Below are 19,912 nucleotides of genomic sequence, written 5' to 3' on the forward strand. Positions count from 1 at the left end.
CTGGGAGGGAGCTTAACACCCTGCCCGAGGCCAAGGCGGAGCTGAGTAAAAAAACGCCAAACTTGTATGACAACCAACACGATCACGCTATGACCCGTGTAAGGTCGAAATCATTTTCTTCGGGCGATCCGCATCGCCCAGCACAACCACAAACCCCAATAAAACATGGAAAATAACCAAAACAAAGGGCTCACCATCAGCCTTATAAGAACAAATACATCCTCCCCCGCATTGCGATACTCAGAAAATCACTTGTATGATGTCTATCAACAAAACACGCAATCCCACATAAAAACAAATCAGGGGGAGTTTGAATTGTGACCAATTCAAGCCATGCATCTACCGCTCCAGAAAGTGATCCAGTCCTCGCGCGTGCCGTGCGCAAAGTGAAGGGCCATGTGCTCCCACTGTTCGTGGTCATGTTCATCCTCAACTACATCGACCGGGTCAATATCGGCTTTGTGCGCACGCACATGGAGCATGACCTGGGCATCGGCGCGGCCGCCTACGGGTTCGGCGCCGGGCTGTTCTTCATCGGCTACGCCCTCTTCGAAGTGCCCTCCAACATGCTGCTGCAAAAGGTCGGGGCACGTATCTGGCTGACCCGCATCATGTTCACCTGGGGCATCGTCGCCACACTGATGGCGTTCATCCAGAACGAAACCCACTTCTACATCCTGCGCTTTCTGCTGGGGGTGGCCGAAGCCGGCTTCTTTCCAGGCGTGATCTATTACTTCACGCGCTGGTTGCCTGGCGTGGAGCGCGGTAAGGCCATTGCGATTTTCCTCAGTGGCTCAGCCGTCGCCTCGCTGATCTCCGGCCCATTGTCGGGCGCGCTGTTGCAAATCGAAGGCTTTGGCTTGCACGGCTGGCAATGGATGTTTGCCATCGAAGGCCTGGCCTCGGTGGTGATCGGCTTCTTTGTGTGGTTCTGGCTCGACTCCAAACCCCATGACGCCAAATGGATGACCCGCGAAGAGCAGGACGCGCTGGTCAACGCCATCGACCAGGAACAGCGCGAGCGTGACGCCGTCAACACGGTCAAACCCACCATTGGCAAGCTGCTCAAAGACCGCCAGATCATGCTGTTCTGCGCCCTGTATTTCTGCATCCAACTGACGATCTACGCCGCCACGTTCTGGCTGCCGAGCATCATCAAGAAGATGGGCGACTTGAGTGACGTGCAGGTCGGTTTCTTCAACTCGATCCCGTGGCTGATCTCGATCATCGCCATGTACGCCTTCGCGTCGTTGTCGGGCAAGTTCAAGTTCCAACAGGCGTGGGTGGCGACGGCGTTGCTGATTGCGGCGGCGGGGATGTTCATGTCCACCACCGGCGGGCCGATCTTTGCCTTTGTGGCGATCTGCTTTGCAGCCATTGGTTTCAAGTCGGCGTCGTCGCTGTTTTGGCCGATCCCGCAGGGTTATCTGGATGCGCGCATCGCCGCAGCGGTGATCGCGTTGATCAACTCCATTGGCAACCTGGGCGGCTTCGTCGCGCCGACCACCTTCGGCTTTCTGGAGCAGACCACCGGCTCGATCCAGGGCGGCCTATACGGCCTGGCGGGTACGTCGGTGCTCGCCGCGATGCTGGTGTTTTTTGCCAAGACATCACCCGCCCCTGTGCTGAGCTCACCGAGCGCTGTGCCCGCGGGCGCAACCCTCAGCAAACCTCTTTGAACCTGTTTAGGAACCTGCCATGAATACGCCCGTCGTCACCCACTTTCAGGTCATCCCCGTCGCCGGCCACGACAGCATGCTGCTCAACCTCAGCGGCGCCCACGGCCCTTACTTCACGCGCAATATCGTTATCCTCAAGGACAGCAGCGGTAACACCGGCGTGGGCGAAGTGCCCGGCGGTGAGCGCATCCGCGAAACCCTGGAGGATGCGCGCAGCCTGGTGATCGGCCAGCCTATCGGCCAGTACCAGCGCATGCTCAACCAGATGCGCACCACCTTTGCCTCAAGGGACTCTGCCGGTCGCGGCCTGCAAACCTTTGACCTGCGTATCACCATCCATGCCGTCACTGCCATGGAAGCCGCCCTGCTCGACTTGCTGGGTCAGTTCCTCGAAGTGCCGGTGGCCGCCTTGCTCGGTGAGGGTCAGCAGCGCGATGCGGTGAAAATGCTCGGCTATCTGTTTTATGTCGGCGACCGCAACGCGACCGACCTGGCTTACCGCAATGAAGCCGACGCCGACGATGAGTGGTTCCGCCTGCGCCATGAAAAGGCGCTGACTGCCGACGCAGTGGTGTGCCTGGCCGAAGCCGCCAAGGCCAAGTACGGCTTCAACGACTTCAAACTCAAGGGCGGCGTGCTCAGTGGCGACGAAGAAATCGAAGCCGTCACCGCCCTGGCCGAACGCTTCCCCGATGCGCGCATCACCCTCGACCCGAACGGTGCCTGGTCACTCAAGGAAGCCACCCGCCTGTGCCGCGACCAGCACAAAGTGCTGGCGTATGCCGAAGACCCCTGCGGCGCCGAAAACGGCTACTCGGGCCGTGAAGTCATGGCTGAATTTCGCCGTGCCACGGGGCTGAAAACCGCTACCAACATGATCGCCACCGACTGGCGCGAAATGGGCCACGCGATCCAGCTGCAATCGGTGGACATCCCGTTGGCCGACCCGCACTTCTGGACCATGCAAGGCTCGGTTCGCGTCGCGCAGATGTGCAACGAGTGGGGCCTGACCTGGGGCTCGCATTCCAACAACCACTTTGATATTTCCCTGGCGATGTTCACCCAGGTCGCCGCCGCCGCACCGGGGGATATCACCGCCATCGACACCCACTGGATCTGGCAGGACGGCCAGCGCCTGACCCGAGAACCGCTGAAAATTGAAGGAGGCTATGTGAAGGTGCCGGCCAAGCCTGGCTTGGGGGTAGACATCGATATGGACGCCGTGGCCAAGGCCCACGAGCTGTACAAAGGCATGGGCCTGGGCGCGCGGGATGATAGCGTGGCGATGCAGTTTTTGATTCCCGGGTGGACATTCAATAACAAACAGCCCTGCCTGGTGCGATAAACCGGTGGAAGGGTAAGCCCTGATGCCAGCCAGTCAAGGATGAACACTGTACCTGTGGCGAGGGAGCTTGCTCCCGCTGGACTGCGCAGCAGTCCCCATTCTTTTAAACAAATAGCGGGGCCGCTTCGCGCCCCAGCGGGAGCAAGCTCCCTCGCCACAGGTAAGGTGTTAATCCTTAATGCCGCCTCCCACGCCTGTTCAGCGCGGCGTCTTGCCAGCTGCAATCGGCTGCACCGTCAGCTCCACACCCAACGCCAGCATCAGCTTCTGAATGGTTTCATAACGGGTTTTCGAGCCGCCCTTCAGGGTTTTATACAGGCTCTCCCGGTTAACCCCCGCCGCCTCAGCCACCTTATTGACCCCCTGGGCCTTGGCCACTTCGGCAAGTGCCTTCATAAGGATCTGCGGGTCTTGAGACTTCATGCTCTGCGCCAGATAAGCGCTGATAACCTGCGGGCTGTCGAGGAAGCGCGATGCTTCATAAACGCTGGTGCCGGTGGTATCCAGATCGAGGATCGGCATGTCCTCGGGGTTGAATTTCGATTCGCTCATATCATTGACCTCTCAGGGCTTCGAGGATCTCTCTTGCCCGTTTGATTCCTCGCTTTTGGTCGGTTTTATCACTGCCCCACAGCATCAGGTAAGCGGTGATTCCCGTGCGCACGAAGTAGATTCTGTAGCCGGGCCCAACAAATACGCGCATTTCACTCAGGCCCTCGCCTACCGCCTCGCAATCGCCAAAGTTGTTCTCTTCGGCCCGGTCCAGCCGGGTCAATACCGCTGTTTTCCCGCACACATCCCTCATACCGTCGAGCCATGTATCAAACTCCGGCGTCCTGCCGATCAAGTGGGTCACAGTATCACCTGTAGCCTACTGGCTACTCCTTGTAGATGCTAGCGAATGTTTAGTCCCGGCGATAACCGGTAGAAAAACCCTAGCCCAGCCCCCACAGAAGTAGCCGTTCGATTCTATTAGCGCTTATTTCCCAAGCACCTGGCCGCCCTCAAAAATCCCAAAACGCCGCCACCCAGCGAAACGCCTCCCCATCGACCACCACACGGCCCACCGACGGGAACGGCAGATGCGTCGCCACAAACAGCTCGCCACTGGCCGCCGCTTCGGTCATCAGGCGCACACGCACGCGCACGGATTCTTCAGGGTCATGCTCAAAGCCGTTGTGCCACTCAGGGTGTTCGAAGGCCACCGGGAACAGCGCGTCGCCAGCGAAGGTCAGCCGTTCACCTCCAGATGTCACATACACCACGCTATGCCCCGGTGTATGGCCGCCAGTCAGTTTGGCGACTACCCCGGGCGCTACCTGGTGTTCATCGTCAAAGGTGTGCAGGTTATCTTGGTACAGCGCCATGAATTGCTGGGCCGTGGCCTTCAGGACGTCGGGCACCGGCGCGGGCATGTCGGTGTAGGTGAAGTCTGGCGAGGCCCAGAAGTCGACCTCGATGGCGGCCACGTGGATGCGCACGTCGGGGCGCAGTTTGTTCTTGACCTCATCGACCAGCAGGCCGCCGATGTGATCCATGTGCATATGGGTGATGACGATATCGGTCACAGACGACAGCGCGATACCGGCCGCCTCAAGGCGCTTGGGAAACTGCCCGGCCCGAGGGAAGCCGGGGAATTGCCCGCCCAGGCCGGCGTCCACCAGGATGACCTGCTCGCCGCTGCGCACCACCAGCACATTCAACGCCCAGTCGAATGCATCCGGCCCCAGGAACATCTCTTTGAACCACGCGGCGCGGGCGGCCGGGGTGGCGTTGGTGGACATGGTTTGCGTCGGCAGCGGCAGCACGCCGTCGCTGATTACCAGCACATCGATTTCACCGACGCGCACGGCGTAGCGCGATGGCACCAGTTCTTCGGTCGGGGCTTTGAGTACTGTGGACATGGTCGCTCTCCTAGGGTTTGCGGCAAGGGGCTCGCCTGCAAAACAGTGTGCGACTCGGCAACAGGGCTCGGAACCATACATGGGTATAGAGCGTGCATACGTTGCGGTGGGTCAGCCGGCATATCTGCCAGCCATGCCGCCGCCTTCGCAGCCTCGCTAAAGCTCGACAGCTCCCACAGGGGGACGGGTGAAACCCTCGCTCACAAACTCCACCACCCGCGCCAACATCCGGTCACACGCGGCCAATTGCTCAACGCTGATAAATTCATCCGGCTTGTGCCCCTGCTCCATGCTGCCCGGCCCGCACACCACCGTGGGGATACCGGCCTGGTCAAACAGACCTCCCTCGGTGCCGAACGCCACGGTGCCGAATGCCTGGGAGCCGCAGAACTGCGCCACCCACTCGGCGGCCTGGCTTTGCAGCGACGTCGCCAACCCCGGATAACTGGACAGTTCACTGAAACTGATCGCCGCTTGCGCACTGACCGCCTGCATCGCGGGCAGCAATGTCTGCTCGGCATAACGCTGCAATTGCTGAGCAACCTGCCACGGGTCTTGGGCGGGCAACGCGCGCACTTCAAAATCGAAGCTGCAATTTTGCGGGACGATGTTCAGCGCCTTGCCGCCGCTGATCACACCGGTCTGCACCGTGGAGAACGGCGGGTCAAACCGTTGATCCAGATGCTGTGGCGCCTTAAGTTCTTCGCCGAGTCGCACCAGCTCGCCGATCAGGCGCGCCGCGTATTCAATGGCATTGACCCCCGACGGTGCATACGCCGAATGACACGCCGCGCCGTGCACTTCACAGCGCACCGCCAACTTGCCCTTGTGGCCGAGCACCGGTTTGAGTTCGGTGGGTTCGCCGATCACACACAGCAGCGGCTTGACCGGTTGGCCGTGAAACCGCTCGATCAACGCGCGCACGCCCAGGCAGCCGACTTCTTCGTCATACGACAGCGCAATATGCACCGGCATGCGCAACGGCGCCGCCACCAGCGCGGGCACGCTGGCCAGTACGCAGGCGATGTAGCCCTTCATGTCGGCCGTGCCACGCCCGTACAGCTTGCCGTCCTTTTCAGTGAGTTCGAACGGCGCCATGCTCCAGCGCTGGCCGTCCACCGGCACCACATCGGTATGCCCGGACAACACGATGCCCGGCACATCTGCCGGGCCAATGGTCGCCAGCAGGTTGGCCTTGCTCTTCTGAGCGTTGTACACCAGCTCGCAGGCCACGCCGTGGCCTTGCAAATAGGTGCGCACAAAGTCGATCAAGGCCAGGTTGGACTCGCGGCTGGTGGTGTCGAACCGCACCAGTTGCGCCAGCAGCTCGCGGCTGTTCATCGGTCGTCTCCTGGCACCGCATAACCCGGCGCGATCTGCGGGTTGAGGGCGCGGTCGATGTAGTCCTGTAGTTGCGGGCGATAGGCCTGCCAGAGTTGGTCGAGGGCGCCGATGGGGTCTTCATCGGCCCAGTCGACACGCAGGTTGATGATGGGCCACTGCACCTCATCCACCACCAGCAACGCCGCCGAATGCACCGGCCCCGCTTCACCGCCCTGGGCCTGGCCGGTGTGCATCGCAGCCAGCAAGCGATCAGCCAAATGCCCCGAGGCGTTTTCGAACGCCCGCACCATGGCGCCGATCACGCCGGGGTTGGCGAGCATGTTGCCCGCCGCCACGCACTGCTCACCGCTCACGGCCGCATGAATGCCCAAGGTTTTCGCACCGCTGAAATGGGCAGTGCGGCCCTGGCTATCAATCACGGTTACCTGGCGATATTCACTGTGTTGCTGCTCAACCAAAGCGGCCAGCGCCTCACTCGGCGCAGCGCCCTGCTCCAGCAAGTCCAACACGTGAGGCCCCAGGCTCGGCAAGGTGATGTTCTGCGAAGCCACCGCGCCAACCCCCGGCCGCAGCCACGGGCAACGGGCACCCACAGCGATACTGGATGAGCTGATGGCAATGCCCAACTGGCCTGTTTCGGCACAGCGAGCGACAACGGAAAAAGTCATGGGGGCTCCTCAGTCGAGCACTGACGGGTCAGCGTCGATCATCAACTGCTTCATTTCTTCAAAATGCCGGCGCGAAAAGTCGGTGATGCCTTCCCAGCCCCGCGCGGTTTTTTCCGCCACGTCATCGGACAACACCCGCAGCGGCTGCCCGGTGGACCACGCCGTGACGAGGATCTGGCAGGAGCGTTCCAGGGTCCAGATATCGTCAAAGGCTTCACCGATGGACGCGGCCGTGACCATCACGCCATGGTTGCCCATCAACAGCCGGCTCTTGCCGTCCAGCAACCCGGCCAGGCGCGCACCTTCGGCTTCGGTATCGGCCATGCCGCCGTACAACTCGTCCACCGCCACGCGGTTGAAATAACGCGCAGTGTTCTGGTCGATCGGCGGGATATGCGGCTTGGCCAGGCACGCCACCGCCGTGGTGTACACCGGGTGCAAGTGCAGCACGGCGCGGGTTTGCGGCAATAGCCGGTGGATCTGGCCGTGGATCGACCACGCCGTTGAGTCCACATTCGGGTGATCGGCACAGGCTGAATCGTCGGCATTGAGCAACAACAGATCGCTGGCCCGGATACGCGAGAAGTGCTTCCACTTCGGGTTAAGCAAAAACTGTTTGCCATCGGCCGACACGGCGGCGCTGAAATGGTTGGCCACCGCTTCGTGCATGCCCAGGTGCGCGATGATGCGAAAGGTCGCCGCCAGGTCGATGCGCGTCTGTTCTTCGTGGGATAACGCCATGAATCGGTCTCCGCAGGGCGCGGCCGCCTAGCGCGGCCGCGCGACAGGATTACTTCGGCATCAGCGCCGCAAGGTCAGCTTCAGTCGGCGCTTCAAAGTTGTACTTCTTCAGCAAGGCTGCGTATTCCGGGGTGGCTCGGTATTTTTCCAGGCCTTCGAGCAAGGCTTTCTTGACCGTGTCATTGCCCTTTTTCACGCCGAAGCCATTGAGCACCGGGTAGATCAGGGTGTCGGACGAAATCACCACGCGGCTGCCCAGCTTGTCGATCACGCCACGGGCCACGGCGGCGTCGGTGATCTGCGCTTCGACAGCGTGGGCCAGCAAGGCCTGGGTGGTTTGCGGGTCGGTGCTGTATTCGCTGATCTGGATCGGCTTCAAGCCCTTGGCCACGCAGTACTCGGCCGACAGTTTGTTCATCTGCGCCAACCACGAGGTGGCGCCCATGGAGCCGATCTTGTGGCCGCAGAACTCTTCCGGGGTCTTGGGCTGGAAGGTGCTGTCCTTGAGGGTCAGGATCGACTCGCCGCTCTTGAGATACGGGATCATGTCGATCACCTTGACCCGCTCGGCGGTGATGTACATCGACGAGTTGGTCACGTCGAAACGCCCGGCTTGCAGGCCAGTGATCAGGTTGGGAAAGCGCGTGTCGAGGGTCTCGACCTTACGGCCCATGACCTTGCCCAGGCCGTCCATGAACTCGATATCAAAGCCGGCGGGCTTGTTGTTATCCATGTACTCGTAGGGGAAGAAGGTCACATCGGAGCCGGCGATGATCTTGCCGTCCTGCTGGAACGCCGAGGCCGCCAACGAAGTCACTGCAACCGCAGCGCCCAACAGGCACACGGCAAGGGGACGAACACTTTTACGAAACGCTGTCATGGTGATTACCCGCAAGGTTTTTAGGAGGTTAGGCAGTGGCTGAATCTTGTCCGGCCTGTTGCACGAAGAACGAGGCGCCACGGGGTTTCTGTGGCAAGCGCATGTGGTTGTCGGTGCTGCGCACCAAGCCACTTTCTTCACCGGCCACCAGCAGGCCGGCGTGTGCACTGGGCAACGGGTTTTCGCCGAATGGCAGCGCGTCTTCAGCGGCGTATACGCTGATGAAGAGGGTGCGTGGGAGTTCGGTCTCGTTAGGGCTCGAAGCATGCAAAAGACGGGTGTGCATAAAGCACACGGAACCGGCCGGGCCGTAGCAGGCGACCGGTTGCTGGCAGTGTTCTTCGACCACGGCGTCATCCACCGAACCGGTAAACCGCTGATGCTGCCAGTGCGACCACAGCGGGCCCTTGTGGCTGCCGGGGATCACATTCAGCGGGCCGTTCTGCGGGGTCACTTCGCTGACCATCAGCAAGGCGGTGACGATGTCGTCATTGCTATGGGGTGTGAACAAAAAGTCTTGGTGCCACTTCACCTGGGTCGCGGTGTGGGGCAGTTTGGAGTTGATCTTGCTGTGGTGAAAACGTGCGCCGTTGCCGCCAATGAGCTGCGCGGCAATCGCCGCCATGCGCGACTGCAGTGCCACGCGCTCATACACCGGGGAAATCTCGGTGGGCGAGCTGACCCGACGCAGTGATGGGTGGTCGGCACGGTGGTCACCTTCGAGGTCAAAGCGCTCGCGGCCATCGACGGTGGCGCCCCAGCCCTTGTCGTGGCTGCGGCTCTCTTCTACCCATTGGTCGAAATCGTGTTGCAGTGCGGCCACGTCGTCCTGGGACAATACGTCTTCGACCACCAAGAAACCGTCACGCTGGAATTGTTCGAGTTGCGATTGCGAGATCATTGTAGTTTTCCTGAACGTTAAAGAGGTCACGCCAGCGAGACGTCCTTGAGGAACGCCTCCACGCGTGGGTTGTGGCCGCTGCGCAGGGCGCCCGGCGTGTCGTCGCAGACCACGCGGCCCTTCTCCATGAACACGATGCGGTCGGAGACCTTGAAGGCGAAGTTCATCTCGTGGGTGACGATCACCATGGTGATGCCCTCCTCGGCCAGGGCTTCGATCACCTGGAGTACTTCGTTGACTTTCTCGGGGTCGAGCGCCGAGGTGGGCTCGTCGAACAACATGATTTGCGGGCGCATCATCAAGGCGCGGGCGATGGCCACACGTTGCTGCTGACCGCCGGACAATTGGTGCGGGTACTTCCAGGCGTGGTCGAGCATGCCGACCTTGTGCAGCAGCGCGTAGGCCTGTTGCTTGAGCTCGGCGGTTGCGCCCAGGCGGTGGTATTTGGGCGCCATCAGCAGGTTGTCGAGCACGCTCAAATGGGGGAACAGGTTGAAGCTCTGGAACACCATGCCGATGTTCAGGCGGTGCTCGGCGTGCTCGATGTATTGAGGCTTTTGCGCGCCGACTTTGTTGAGATGAATGAACGGCTGGCCGTTGATCTTGATCTCGCCGTTGTCCAGTTGCTCCAAGCCGTTGAGCAGGCGAATCAGGGTAGTCTTGCCCGAGCCGGACGGGCCGATCACCGACACCACTTCACCGGGTTGGATCTGCAGATTCACCGAGCCCAACACCTCGATATCGTTGTAGGCCTTGTGCAGCCGCGCCGCCTGCAACGCGGGCTCGCCGTTGGTGGCAGGGCGTGCCAACGCTGTGCGCTGTTGGGTGGCCAACGCCAACACTTCGGCATCCGGCACGCGGGAAACGTTGCGCTGGTTGACGTCGAGAAAGCGCTCCAGGCGTTTGAGCAAAAAGTCGAACACGGTGACGATGAACACGTAGAAGAACGCCACCGCCGCCATGGTTTCGATCACCAGAAAGTTCTGCGAATACAGGCGCTGGCCCACCATCAGAATCTCGGTAAGGGAGATCACCGACACCAAAGAAGTGAGCTTGACGATAGAGATGTATTCGTTGGCCAGCGACGGCAAGGCCACCCGCAACGCCTGGGGAATCACCACTCGCCATTGGGTGCCGAAAAACTTAAGGCCCAGCGCCCGCGCTGCTTCACCTTGCCCCTTGGGGATCGACAGCAGGCCGCCGCGATGGATCTCGGCAACGTAAGCCGTCTCACAGATCACCAGCGCCAACAGGCCAGACCAGAACGGGTCGGCCAGAATCGCCGATGTACCCGGCAGTGCTTGGGGCAAGTTGTAGATAAAGATCAGCAGCACCAGCAGCGGCAGGCTGCGGAACAACCAGATGTAGCCGCGAGCCGGCACGCTGAGCAGGCCGTGCTTGGACTGCTTGGCCAGCGCCAGTAGAAAGCCGAGTGCGATGCTCAACACCCAGGTCAGGGTGCTGAGCTTGATCACCGTCCACGTCGCGCGCCAGAACTCGGCATCGCCCAGCAAACCAAACATGTAATTCCAGTCGAATGTCATCGTCGCTGTGCCCTGAATAAGTTGATCTACATCGATGGGTTGAGAGTCGTGGCGGGAGGGGGTTGGGGTCAATTCGTAAAAGCCGGGGCACTGGGTAGGTAGAACCTATGCAGCCGAAAAACACCCTGAAGACACCACAAATCAAATGTGGGAGGGGGTTTGCCCCCGATAGCGGTGGGTCAGTCAAAGGTGATGTGACTGATCCATTGCCATCGGGGGCAAGCCCCCTCCCACATTTGGTGCGCGCTTGAATTCGCCGCCTTGCACGCGCCACCTATTGGTGCACTTTCAACTCACCTCACTCATCACCCGCACCGCATGCGGGTCAAAAAAGCTCGGCGGCGCCATGCCGGGGATGTACTGATCCGAGACAAACATGCGGCATCGCTCGGCAAACGCCGACACCACCCGTGACAGCTGAGTGTTGCTGGCCGTGGCGTAGCCCAGTTGCATGGCGCGATGAGCGCCCGCCAGACGCAGGCGAATCACCCGTTTGCCGTCCTGGGACATATTGGATTTGGGCCGCGCATTCGCGAAGGAATAGCCAATGCCATTACCCACCATGGCGCGCACCGTTTCGAGGTTGGTGGAGCGCATGATGATGTTCGGCGTGGTGCCGGCCTGGATAAACAGGCTGAGGAAATAGTCACGACTCCAGGGCGTATCCAGCAGCACCACCGGGTAGGCCTCAAGGTCTTGCATGCTCACGGCGGGCAAGTTCGCCAGCGGGTGATACTCGCCGACCATCACATAGGGCGGCAGTTTGGCCAGGGGTTGGAAGTCGATATCCGGGCTGGTGACCAGGTCGTAGGTCAGGGCGATGTCCAGCTCGCCGCTGCGTAGCTTTTCCAACAGCTCTTCGTGATTGCCTTCGGCCTGGGTCAGCCGTACGCCGGGAAACGCACGGCCAAAACCGAACACCAATTCCGGGGTGATCATCGGCGCCAGCGACGCCAGGCACCCTACCCGCAGCGGCCCGCGCACCGTGTTGAGCGACTCGGACGCGATGGTGTAGAGGTTGGTCATCTGCTCCAGAATCTGCTTGGCCTCTTGCATCACCTGCCGGCCCACTGCCGTCAGCGAAATGCCCTGGGCGTGGTGCCTTATAAACAGCTGGATGCCCAGCTCGGCCTCCATATGGGTGATCGCCGCCGAGATCGACGGTGACGACACGTGAATGCGCTCGGCGGCCGCACTGATGCTGCCCGCCTCTCCCGACGCCACGAAATACTCCAGTTGACGCTGAGTAATACGACTGAGCATTACACCTGCCCCTCAACAATGACTGTACGACGAGCGTTGCAGGGTTCGTGCCGAGTCACGGGCAAACCGATGACCTGCACGGGCTTCGGTTTTTCCTAAGCACTACCCCGTACAAATGCTGGTTTCGCCAGACACGGCGCGATGTGAAGCTCTGTTCATCCCGCTTCCTACGAGTTGCCGTTATGCCTACCCACACCCGCATCCGCATGTTCAACACCAAAGAGACGTACCCCAACCAGTCGCTGGACAACGACCTGTGCCAGGCCGTGCGCGCTGGCAACACCATTTATGTGCGCGGTCAGATCGGCACCGATTTCGACGGCAACCTGGTGGGCCTTGGCGACCCACGTGCCCAGGCCGAACAGGCGATGAAGAACGTCAAGCAACTGCTGGAAGAAGCCGGCAGCGACCTGAGCCATATCGTCAAGACCACCACCTATTTGATCGACCCGCGCTACCGCGAGCCGGTGTACCAGGAAGTCGGCAAGTGGCTCAAAGGCGTGTTTCCGATTTCCACCGGTTTGGTGATCTCGGGCCTGGGCCAGCCGGAATGGTTGATGGAGATCGATGTGATCGCCGTCGTACCGGACGACTGGGCCGTATGAAAGCCGTGATTGCCCGCGAGCCGGGTGGGCCAGAGGTGCTGGCGTTGACCCAGCGCCCGGCGCCAACACCCGGTGCTGGCGAGGTGCTGATTCGTGTGGCCGCTGCCGGAGTCAATCGCCCCGACCTGATGCAACGCAGCGGCGCGCCCATTGCGCCCGGCGCTACCGATGTATTGGGGTTGGAGGCGGCCGGTGTTGTTGTCGCCACAGGCAGCGGCGTGGATGAATGGGCAGTGGGCGACCGCGTAATGGCGCTGCTCAATGGCGGCGGTTACGCCGAGTACTGCGTGGCCCAGGCGGCGCATTGCCTGCCGGTGCCTGCGGGGCTGTCGCTAGAGAGCGCCGCCGGGGTGCCGGAAGCGGCCTTTACCGTGTGGCACAACCTGTTTGAACTGGGCCGCCTGCGCAGTGGCGACACGGTGCTGATCCACGGCGCCGCCAGCGGTGTCGGCAGCTTTGCGGTGCAGTGCGCCCATGCCGCCGGTGCGCGGGTAATCGCCACGGCCGGTGGCCCGCAGAAAGTCGCGATGTTGCAAGCGCTGGGGGTGTGGCGCGCGATTGATCGCCACGTCGAGGACTTCGTCTGTGTGGTCAACGACTGCACCGAAGGCCGCGGCGTGGACGTGGTGCTCGATAACGTCGGCGGCCCCTACGTGGCGCGCAACCTTGCCGCGATGGCGATGGGGGGGCGGCATGTGAGTTTGTCGTTCTTGCAGGGCGCGAACATCGAGCTGGATTTGCTGGTGCTGATGCGCAAGAACCTGAGCCTGACCTCCTCAACGTTGCGCCCCAAAAGCCACGCCGAAAAAGCCCGGTTGGCGGTGTGCATCCGCTCGCGGTTGCTGCCTTGGTTGGCATCCGGCCTGGTCAGCCCGCAGCTATACGCACAGTTGCCCTTGGCCCAGGCCGCCGAGGCCCATCGCCTGCTGGAAGCCAATGCCAATGTCGGCAAAGTCGTGCTGACCGTCGCTGAATAATCTGGAGCCCTTCATGACTCACCGCGTGTACTTCCTCAATGGGCCCAACGCCAACCTCTACGGGCTGGACACCAGCGGCACCTACGGCAGCGAAAGCTTCGCCAGCATTGAAGCGCGCTGCCAGCGGCATGCCGCTGCGTTGGGCCTGAGCCTGGACTTTCGCCAAAGCAACCACGAAGGCGTGCTGGTGGACTGGATCCAGGAAGCGCGCCTGCACAGCGATGCCATCGTGATCAACGCCGCGGGCTTGAGCTACAGCTCGGTGCCGATCCTCGATGCGCTGCTGGCGTTCGATGGCCCGGTTATCGAAGCGCATATGAGCAATATCTGGAAGCGCGAAAGCTTCCGGCATCACTCCTACATATCCAAGGCCGCCACCGGTGTGATCGCCGGGCTCGGGGCCTTGGGTTACGAACTGGCACTCACGGCGGTGGCCGAGTTGCTGGGCCAGAACGCCTAATCACTTTTCAGGAAACGCTTATGTCCATCGAGAAAATCAACACCCTGGTGGTCGGCGCAGGTCAGGCCGGCGTCGCCATGAGTGAACACCTGTCACTGATGGGCGTGCCGCACATCGTGCTTGAACGCCACCGCATCGCCGAACGCTGGCGCTCGGAGCGCTGGGACTCGCTTGTCGCCAACGGCCCGGCCTGGCACGACCGCTTCCCAGGGTTGAAATTTGAGGGCATCTCCCCGGAGGCTTTCCCTCCCAAAGAACGCATGGCCGATTACTTCGAAGCCTATGTCGACAAATTGCAAGCGCCGGTCCGCACCGGCGTAGAAGTGCAGCAAGTGGAACGCCACGCTGGCCGCCCCGGCTTCAAAGTCACCACCTCAGCCGGTGTGATCGAAGCCACGAACGTCGTCGCCGCCACCGGCCCGTTCCAGCGCCCGTCGATGCCAGACATCGTCCCGGCCACCGCGCCGATTCACCAACTGCACTCCTCCACCTACAAAAACCCGGCCCAATTGCCCGAAGGTGCCGTGCTGGTGGTGGGCGCCGGTGCCTCCGGCTCGCAGATCGCCGAAGAGCTGCAAAAAGCCGGCAAGACCGTGTACCTCTCGGTGGGCGAACACTACCGCCCTCCCCGCGCCTATCGCGGCCGCGATTACTGCTGGTGGTTGGGCGCGTTGGGCCTGTGGGACGAAGTCAAAATCCAGCCGAAGAAAAAACACGTGGCGTTTGCGGTGAGCGGGTATGAAGGCGGCAAGACCGTCGACTTCCGCCGGTTGGCGCACCAGGGAATTCAACTGGTCGGCGTCACTAAGGATTGGAACGAAGGCACCCTGACGTTCCAACCCGGCTTGGCCGACAACGTCGCTGAAGGGGACCGGGCGTACTTTGATGTGCTGCGGGATGCGGATGCGTATATCGAGGCGAACGGGTTGCCGTTTCCAGAGGAACGATCAGCGTGGGAGTTGTTGCCAGACCCTGAGTGCTTGGTTAACCCGATCTTGAGCCTGGACCTGGCCGAAGCGGGCGTAACCACCATCCTCTGGGCCACCGGCTTCAAGTTCGATTTCAGCTGGCTCAAGGTGGATGCATTTGATGACAAAGGCGAGCCGTTCCACAAGCGTGGGATCTCGGCAGAAAGCGGCATCTACTTTTTGGGCCTGCCGAATTTGGTGAACCGTGCGTCGTCGTTTATTTATGGGGTGTGGCACGACGCGAAGTACGTGGCAGACCATATCGTGCTGCAGAACGAGTACAAGGCGTACGAGAAAACGTAACGCCCAGGGCAAACCCTGTGGGAGGGGGCTTGCTCCCGATGGCTTTATGTCAGCGTCGAAGATTGTGTAGATACCTACACGCTCAACCAACAGACTCAAAACGGCGCCGCTTCAGGAACAACCCCACCCCCAGCGCAACCGCAAAAATCGACAGCAGCCCCAGGTCAACCCCTACTAGGTGGACCTGGCTTGCCGCCACGCAACCGATCGCCCCCGCCACCACCAGCAGCACCCCGAGCCACTTGCGAAGCAGGTAAGGTTTGAGCAAACGGTCGAGCAAAAAAAACAGCACCAGGGCAATGACCAGCTGGGTGATTTCAGACATGGGCTTGCTCCGTCAGGTCTTGATGATCAGCGTCGAAGCGCTGCGTTGTGGGCCGATACCGCCGTTGACCTGCGCCTCGATGCTGACCAGTACGTCGCCAGCATGATAGGTGGGCAGGATTTCATTGGCATACATGCGCACACCGGCGCCGACAGGCACGCCCACATAAGGCGACGCGACAGCAGAAGTGGCGCCAGCGAAGGCGCTAGCGGCCAGGTTGGCGATCTTGGTGCGCTGGGCATTGAGGGCGTCGCCCTGTTGCCGAGTGAGGGGCTTGGAGATGCCGATCATCATCACGCACGGCAGGTTCTTGGCCAACATCTTGTCGTACACCTCGACAACCTTGCTGTTGACCTCGTAATGGGCACTTTTCGCCTCGCCAAAATGCAGCTCGCGCAGGCGTCCGCGTTCGCTGTCGGTAAGGGTGATCTGTGAAACGTTGAACACGATCCCGTGATTACCCATGTATTGAAAAGTCCCTTCGAACTTCATCGCACGCATCCTTTCGAGCCAAAGGCGGGGATTCTCTACAAGGCGGGCGGAGGATTCAAATCATTTCACCCGGTGGGCAAAATAAAGGGGCCTCAGGGTTAAGATGCGAACCACTGGAGACGTCCAGCCGCGCCACTGAGGGCACGGCGTAGCGCACACATACAATTGCAGATACCTTGGCCGGGCTACCCCATGGGTAAACAGCTGGCGGTCAACGCACTCTACAATCGCCCCCTCTTTCGGATTGCCACCATGCCACGCCTAATACCGTTGCTACTGCTGATGTTACCTGGCCTGGCCCACGCCTTCCCCGCGCTGGAAAACACCACGCTCTACACCGAAAAAACCAAGGGCTGCCACGACGTCGACCTCGCCACTTGGCAGCACCCAACCCGTGCCTTGCTGGAGAAAAACGATTTCAAGCTGGAACGCATCCAGTTATGCAATGGCGGGCACTTTCCGATCTTCCAGGTGCAGGCGCCCTACGATCCGCGAGGCCAGACCAAGGACTTTTTCCTGCCGCTGTATGAGCATATGCGCAAGGCCAACGGTAAATGGCCTTACGCATTGGTGGATGCCAGTGATGGGGTAGTGGTGTATGTCAGCTACCCACAGGACGATGGGATCTCCTTGAGGTATGAGGATTATGCGGTGCCGTAGGGTGTTGCTTATCCCAGCTCATGGCTTGTAGTTTTTTATCAGCTTGAACAGGCTCCCTGGCGAGGCCCGCTGCGTTGCGAGCTGAGCGCGGATACCGCTCAGGGCATCCACAAGAGTCCCCGTGGCCGTTTTACGCTCGGGGCCCAGCGGCGGCTTATCCTCGGTGGGTAACTGTGGCTTGCTCACATGGCCGGTGGCTTTGTCCAGTACGTAGCCCTGGGATTTGCCGAGCTCGGTAAGGGTCCAGGCGCCGTTGTCGTAAATGACGAGTGCCTTGGAGGGCGGGAGCCTGAGGTGCTTGTACGTGGTTTGAACGATATGGTCCTCAAACCTGACCTTTTTGAAGGTAGCGAACTCACTGCCGAGTGGGGGTTGATCCGCGCCTTCATCGGAGAATTTCTTCACCATCCGCTCCAGAAAGGGTATGCCGCCCACATTTTGGAACGCGCCATGATCCGGGTTCAGGATATATCGCAAAAAACCCTGGTCGATACGGGTGCTGTTGATCGCCGAACCGTTCAGGATGCTGGCGGCCAGTGCGACGCCCTCCGGCTTGTAATCAAACGTCACTCGATACCCGTCGGCGTCATAGCCGGTATTGCCCCCCCCGTTTTGACGACCGTCACTGTAATGGCGGTAGTTGCCCAGCAGCGAGGCCAACTTAGTGACAAAAGCAAGATCGGCACCTTGTTCTTTTGCATAAGCGTACATATCTGCGACCACGGCCCGATCATCGAGATTGAGAAAATCGCTGTCGTTTTGGGCGCCATTCTCTGAAGTGGCCGGTGGCTTGGCGACCGGAGGTTCAGTGCCATTGAATAGGATAGAAATCATAATGTCGCGGCCGTTAATAGGCACCGGTTTCGGGTCAGTCGCCGCTGGGGGGGCCATTATCTGAAGTTCTTCCCATGCGGCACGTCGCTCGTTGATGGTGAAAGCGCCGCCCTCGTCCCGTGCAATCAGGCTGAGTTGATCGCGTGCCAGCCCTTTAAAAGGGTTGCTGTCGGCACCGCTGATGAAGCCGGTGGCTTGCCGGGCCCGCGCGAGGAGCTCTGGATCATCAGTGTTGGGGCGCTCTGCATCGTGTTGTGCTTTGTTGGCGAAGTAGTTGTCGCCGGTAATTGCGTGCAGCGGGTTAGTGCCCTGCTTGTCGGCACGCGTTGCGGCTTCACTCAATTGACGCGCCAAGGTTGAGACGGTGCTGTCGGTACCGACGCGGCGCGTAGATGTAAGCGCTTGCATCACCTTCTTATCCGATTGATTCGAAGAAACGGTAGGTGCCGTGACCGAACGGTCTGTTATTGCTTGGTTATTAGACGCTACATGCGGGTTAATAGTATTCACGGGCACTCCTCCTGTGTAGGAGAGCAGCGGCGCTGCGGATACGTTGACGGGGTTGACCCATGGCTAACCAACCCATTGCAAAACCTCAAGGCCTGTTATTGCGCAGCACCTGGAACAGACTACTCAACCCTTTAGGTTTAACCGCGAGAGGCGCTTGAGTACTCGCGATGACGTCAACCAATGCGCGGAATTTCACCCGGCGCACCGGCAACTCCTCAACGGGTTGCGTTGCGCGATTGCCAGACCTGCGTGGCAGAAGGCGCGCATCACCGGTAGTGTCATCGAGGCGGTCGCCAGCGGCCTTGGCTTCTTCGCTCAGCGTGCGAACCCCATCGGGCTCCGTAAAGGGGGGCAACCTTACGTCCTTGTGTACGGTACGTACGATCTGGTCCTCTACCTTGCTCCAATCGAGGTTGGCGAATTCGTTGCCAAGCGGGGGTTGATCAGCGCCTTCGCTGGAGAATTTGTTTACCATCCGTTCCAGGAAGGATATGCCCCCCGCGTGTTGGAGCGCTCCGAAACCCGGGTCCAGGATGTATCGCACAAACCCTTGATCAAGGCGGGTGCTGCCAATCGCCGAACCGTTCAGGATGCGTGAAGCGCTTGCGCTCTCCTCTGGCGCAAAGTCAAAAGTCACCCAATACCGATCCGCATCGTAGCTGCTGATATTGCAGCTCAGCATCTGACGGCCGTCACTGTAATTACGATAGTTTCCGAGTGTGCTGGCCAACCGATCGACGAATGCCAGATCAGCGCCCTCCGCCTGGGCATAAGCGTACATATCGGCGATCAAGGCACGATCATCGCGGTTAAGAAAACTGCCGGGGCGCATAAAGGCGTTGTACAACGTCGCAGGTGGAAGCGCCACCGGCGGTTCGCTGCCGCCAAAATAACGCGAAATCAATATTTCACGACCGTTAACGGAACCCGACGTCGAGCTCGAAATTTCTAGGGAGGCCGTCGGTTGCACCGCCTGCCAAGCTGCGCGTCGTTCGTTAATGGTGAAAGAGCCGCCATCGTCGTGGGCAATCAGATTGAGTTGATCACGCGTCAGCCCTTTAAAGGGGTTGCTGTCAGTGCCATTGATAAAACCGGTCGCTTGCCTTGCTCGTGCCAGAAGTTCGGGGTTATTGGTATTTGGCGTTTGCGTATCGTGTTGCGCCTTGTTGGCTAAATACCTGTCGCCTGTAATTGAGCCAAGCCTATCGGCGCTAGTTTGCCCCACACGCGCTTCAGCCCGAGTTGCCGCCTCGCTCAACTGGCGGGCCAGGGTCGAGACGGTGGTGGTATCGCTGCTATTCGAAAGAGTGGGAACCTCGATCCTACTGTCATCAGGCATGACGATCGGCAGTGCAGCATCGACGGTATTACTTGCCACCCGATTGTTAGATGCCAGGGTATAAGCATTGAGAGTGATCATGAATACTCACCTTGCAAAAAGGCGCACCGGTTTTGTACGAGACTCCATTGAGCGACCTAGAGAACACTTGAAGCCCAATGGATCATAAG

21 protein-coding genes are annotated in these 19,912 nt (G+C 60.4%); 7 read left to right on the top strand and 14 right to left on the bottom strand.

Annotated elements, in window-relative coordinates:
• Positions 1-317 precede the first annotated feature (317 nt).
• Together ICY20_RS12525 and gudD are read left to right on the top strand one after the other, a co-directional pair.
• Entirely contained in the window at positions 318-1,679 is a 1,362-nt protein-coding gene (locus ICY20_RS12525) for an MFS transporter (protein ID WP_159962330.1), read from the top strand.
• Between the two features lie 19 nt (positions 1,680-1,698).
• Positions 1,699-3,024, top strand: a complete 1,326-nt coding sequence (gene gudD, locus ICY20_RS12530; RefSeq protein ID WP_194937638.1) for a glucarate dehydratase — start codon at positions 1,699-1,701, stop codon at positions 3,022-3,024.
• Between the two features lie 198 nt (positions 3,025-3,222).
• Here the strand turns inward: gudD and ICY20_RS12535 are convergent, their stop codons facing one another.
• The 10 genes from ICY20_RS12535 to ICY20_RS12580 all read right to left on the bottom strand — a co-directional run bounded on the left by ICY20_RS12535 (position 3,223) and on the right by ICY20_RS12580 (position 12,269).
• Complete coding sequence (locus ICY20_RS12535) at positions 3,223-3,576, bottom strand: addiction module antidote protein (protein WP_159962332.1); 354 nt, start codon at positions 3,574-3,576, stop codon at positions 3,223-3,225.
• A 1-nt stretch (position 3,577) separates the two neighbouring features.
• Positions 3,578-3,880, bottom strand: coding sequence for a type II toxin-antitoxin system RelE/ParE family toxin (locus ICY20_RS12540; protein WP_159962333.1), 303 nt, complete (start codon positions 3,878-3,880; stop codon positions 3,578-3,580).
• Between the two features lie 148 nt (positions 3,881-4,028).
• On the bottom strand, positions 4,029-4,928 hold the full coding sequence (locus ICY20_RS12545) for an MBL fold metallo-hydrolase (RefSeq protein WP_194937639.1): 900 nt from the start codon (positions 4,926-4,928) through the stop codon (positions 4,029-4,031).
• A 156-nt stretch (positions 4,929-5,084) separates the two neighbouring features.
• The gene (gene argE, locus ICY20_RS12550; protein ID WP_194937640.1) at positions 5,085-6,269 is read right to left on the bottom strand and encodes an acetylornithine deacetylase; all 1,185 of its coding nucleotides are present in this window, start codon (positions 6,267-6,269) and stop codon (positions 5,085-5,087) included.
• Positions 6,266-6,940 (bottom strand): DUF1028 domain-containing protein, encoded by a 675-nt coding sequence (locus tag ICY20_RS12555; RefSeq protein WP_194937641.1) that lies wholly within the window; start codon positions 6,938-6,940, stop codon positions 6,266-6,268. Before ICY20_RS12555 ends, argE begins: the two co-directional genes overlap by 4 nt.
• A gap of 9 nt (positions 6,941-6,949) precedes the next feature.
• Entirely contained in the window at positions 6,950-7,681 is a 732-nt protein-coding gene (locus ICY20_RS12560) for a class II aldolase and adducin N-terminal domain-containing protein (protein ID WP_194937642.1), read from the bottom strand.
• A gap of 49 nt (positions 7,682-7,730) precedes the next feature.
• Complete coding sequence (locus ICY20_RS12565; protein ID WP_194937643.1) at positions 7,731-8,561, bottom strand: ABC transporter substrate-binding protein; 831 nt, start codon at positions 8,559-8,561, stop codon at positions 7,731-7,733.
• Between the two features lie 28 nt (positions 8,562-8,589).
• Positions 8,590-9,462 (bottom strand): phytanoyl-CoA dioxygenase family protein, encoded by an 873-nt coding sequence (locus ICY20_RS12570; RefSeq protein WP_194937644.1) that lies wholly within the window; start codon positions 9,460-9,462, stop codon positions 8,590-8,592.
• A 26-nt stretch (positions 9,463-9,488) separates the two neighbouring features.
• A complete protein-coding gene (locus ICY20_RS12575) occupies positions 9,489-11,006 on the bottom strand; it encodes an amino acid ABC transporter permease/ATP-binding protein (protein ID WP_159962340.1) in 1,518 nt (505 codons plus the stop codon).
• A 288-nt stretch (positions 11,007-11,294) separates the two neighbouring features.
• Complete coding sequence (locus ICY20_RS12580; protein WP_159962341.1) at positions 11,295-12,269, bottom strand: LysR family transcriptional regulator; 975 nt, start codon at positions 12,267-12,269, stop codon at positions 11,295-11,297.
• Positions 12,270-12,451: 182 nt separating this feature from the next.
• Here ICY20_RS12580 and ICY20_RS12585 point away from each other — a divergent pair, with 182 nt between their 5' ends.
• From ICY20_RS12585 to ICY20_RS12600, 4 genes are read left to right on the top strand one after another with little or no spacing between them, the layout of a single operon-like run.
• A complete protein-coding gene (locus tag ICY20_RS12585; protein WP_159962342.1) occupies positions 12,452-12,874 on the top strand; it encodes a RidA family protein in 423 nt (140 codons plus the stop codon).
• Complete coding sequence (locus ICY20_RS12590) at positions 12,871-13,851, top strand: NAD(P)H-quinone oxidoreductase (RefSeq protein ID WP_159962343.1); 981 nt, start codon at positions 12,871-12,873, stop codon at positions 13,849-13,851. The genes ICY20_RS12585 and ICY20_RS12590 overlap by 4 nt, the downstream gene beginning before the upstream one ends.
• A 13-nt stretch (positions 13,852-13,864) precedes the next feature.
• The gene (locus ICY20_RS12595; protein ID WP_159962344.1) at positions 13,865-14,311 is read left to right on the top strand and encodes a type II 3-dehydroquinate dehydratase; all 447 of its coding nucleotides are present in this window, start codon (positions 13,865-13,867) and stop codon (positions 14,309-14,311) included.
• 20 nt (positions 14,312-14,331) lie between these two features.
• On the top strand, positions 14,332-15,582 hold the full coding sequence (locus ICY20_RS12600; protein ID WP_194937645.1) for a flavin-containing monooxygenase: 1,251 nt from the start codon (positions 14,332-14,334) through the stop codon (positions 15,580-15,582).
• An 82-nt stretch (positions 15,583-15,664) separates the two neighbouring features.
• On the opposite strand, the gene ICY20_RS12605 is transcribed toward ICY20_RS12600, so the two are convergent.
• Positions 15,665-15,907, bottom strand: coding sequence for a hypothetical protein (locus tag ICY20_RS12605; protein ID WP_159962346.1), 243 nt, complete (start codon positions 15,905-15,907; stop codon positions 15,665-15,667).
• A gap of 12 nt (positions 15,908-15,919) precedes the next feature.
• Positions 15,920-16,399, bottom strand: coding sequence for a hypothetical protein (locus ICY20_RS12610; protein ID WP_194937646.1), 480 nt, complete (start codon positions 16,397-16,399; stop codon positions 15,920-15,922).
• A 252-nt stretch (positions 16,400-16,651) separates the two neighbouring features.
• Between ICY20_RS12610 and ICY20_RS12615 the strand changes: the two genes are divergently transcribed.
• Complete coding sequence (locus ICY20_RS12615) at positions 16,652-17,059, top strand: hypothetical protein (protein WP_159962348.1); 408 nt, start codon at positions 16,652-16,654, stop codon at positions 17,057-17,059.
• An 18-nt stretch (positions 17,060-17,077) separates the two neighbouring features.
• Here the strand turns inward: ICY20_RS12615 and ICY20_RS12620 are convergent, their stop codons facing one another.
• Together ICY20_RS12620 and ICY20_RS12625 are read right to left on the bottom strand one after the other, a co-directional pair.
• Positions 17,078-18,403 carry a hypothetical protein gene (locus ICY20_RS12620; RefSeq protein ID WP_194937647.1) on the bottom strand — a complete coding sequence of 442 codons (1,326 nt, stop codon included), beginning with the start codon at positions 18,401-18,403 and terminating at the stop codon, positions 17,078-17,080.
• Positions 18,404-18,488: 85 nt separating this feature from the next.
• Positions 18,489-19,823, bottom strand: coding sequence for a hypothetical protein (locus ICY20_RS12625; RefSeq protein ID WP_194937648.1), 1,335 nt, complete (start codon positions 19,821-19,823; stop codon positions 18,489-18,491).
• Between the last annotated feature and the right edge of the window lie 89 nt (positions 19,824-19,912).

The organism is Pseudomonas pisciculturae (assembly GCF_015461805.1).
GTDB classification, from domain to species: Bacteria; Pseudomonadota; Gammaproteobacteria; order Pseudomonadales; family Pseudomonadaceae; genus Aquipseudomonas; species Aquipseudomonas pisciculturae.

Bases quoted from the DNA above. Each gene is read 5' to 3' on its own strand.
- ICY20_RS12560 (WP_194937642.1), bottom strand. From the start codon at position 7,681: ATGGCGTTATCCCACGAAGAACAGACGCGCATCGACCTGGCGGCGACC.
- ICY20_RS12595 (WP_159962344.1), top strand. From the start codon at position 13,865: ATGACTCACCGCGTGTACTTCCTCAATGGGCCCAACGCCAACCTCTAC.
- ICY20_RS12580 (WP_159962341.1), bottom strand. From the start codon at position 12,269: ATGCTCAGTCGTATTACTCAGCGTCAACTGGAGTATTTCGTGGCGTCG.
- ICY20_RS12605 (WP_159962346.1), bottom strand. From the start codon at position 15,907: ATGTCTGAAATCACCCAGCTGGTCATTGCCCTGGTGCTGTTTTTTTTG.
- ICY20_RS12570 (WP_194937644.1), bottom strand. From the start codon at position 9,462: ATGATCTCGCAATCGCAACTCGAACAATTCCAGCGTGACGGTTTCTTG.
- argE (WP_194937640.1), bottom strand. From the start codon at position 6,269: ATGAACAGCCGCGAGCTGCTGGCGCAACTGGTGCGGTTCGACACCACC.
- gudD (WP_194937638.1), top strand. From the start codon at position 1,699: ATGAATACGCCCGTCGTCACCCACTTTCAGGTCATCCCCGTCGCCGGC.
- ICY20_RS12585 (WP_159962342.1), top strand. From the start codon at position 12,452: ATGCCTACCCACACCCGCATCCGCATGTTCAACACCAAAGAGACGTAC.
- ICY20_RS12545 (WP_194937639.1), bottom strand. From the start codon at position 4,928: ATGTCCACAGTACTCAAAGCCCCGACCGAAGAACTGGTGCCATCGCGC.
- ICY20_RS12610 (WP_194937646.1), bottom strand. From the start codon at position 16,399: ATGAAGTTCGAAGGGACTTTTCAATACATGGGTAATCACGGGATCGTG.
- ICY20_RS12535 (WP_159962332.1), bottom strand. From the start codon at position 3,576: ATGAGCGAATCGAAATTCAACCCCGAGGACATGCCGATCCTCGATCTG.
- ICY20_RS12555 (WP_194937641.1), bottom strand. From the start codon at position 6,940: ATGACTTTTTCCGTTGTCGCTCGCTGTGCCGAAACAGGCCAGTTGGGC.
- ICY20_RS12600 (WP_194937645.1), top strand. From the start codon at position 14,332: ATGTCCATCGAGAAAATCAACACCCTGGTGGTCGGCGCAGGTCAGGCC.
- ICY20_RS12575 (WP_159962340.1), bottom strand. From the start codon at position 11,006: ATGACATTCGACTGGAATTACATGTTTGGTTTGCTGGGCGATGCCGAG.
- ICY20_RS12590 (WP_159962343.1), top strand. From the start codon at position 12,871: ATGAAAGCCGTGATTGCCCGCGAGCCGGGTGGGCCAGAGGTGCTGGCG.
- ICY20_RS12565 (WP_194937643.1), bottom strand. From the start codon at position 8,561: ATGACAGCGTTTCGTAAAAGTGTTCGTCCCCTTGCCGTGTGCCTGTTG.
- ICY20_RS12625 (WP_194937648.1), bottom strand. From the start codon at position 19,823: ATGATCACTCTCAATGCTTATACCCTGGCATCTAACAATCGGGTGGCA.
- ICY20_RS12615 (WP_159962348.1), top strand. From the start codon at position 16,652: ATGCCACGCCTAATACCGTTGCTACTGCTGATGTTACCTGGCCTGGCC.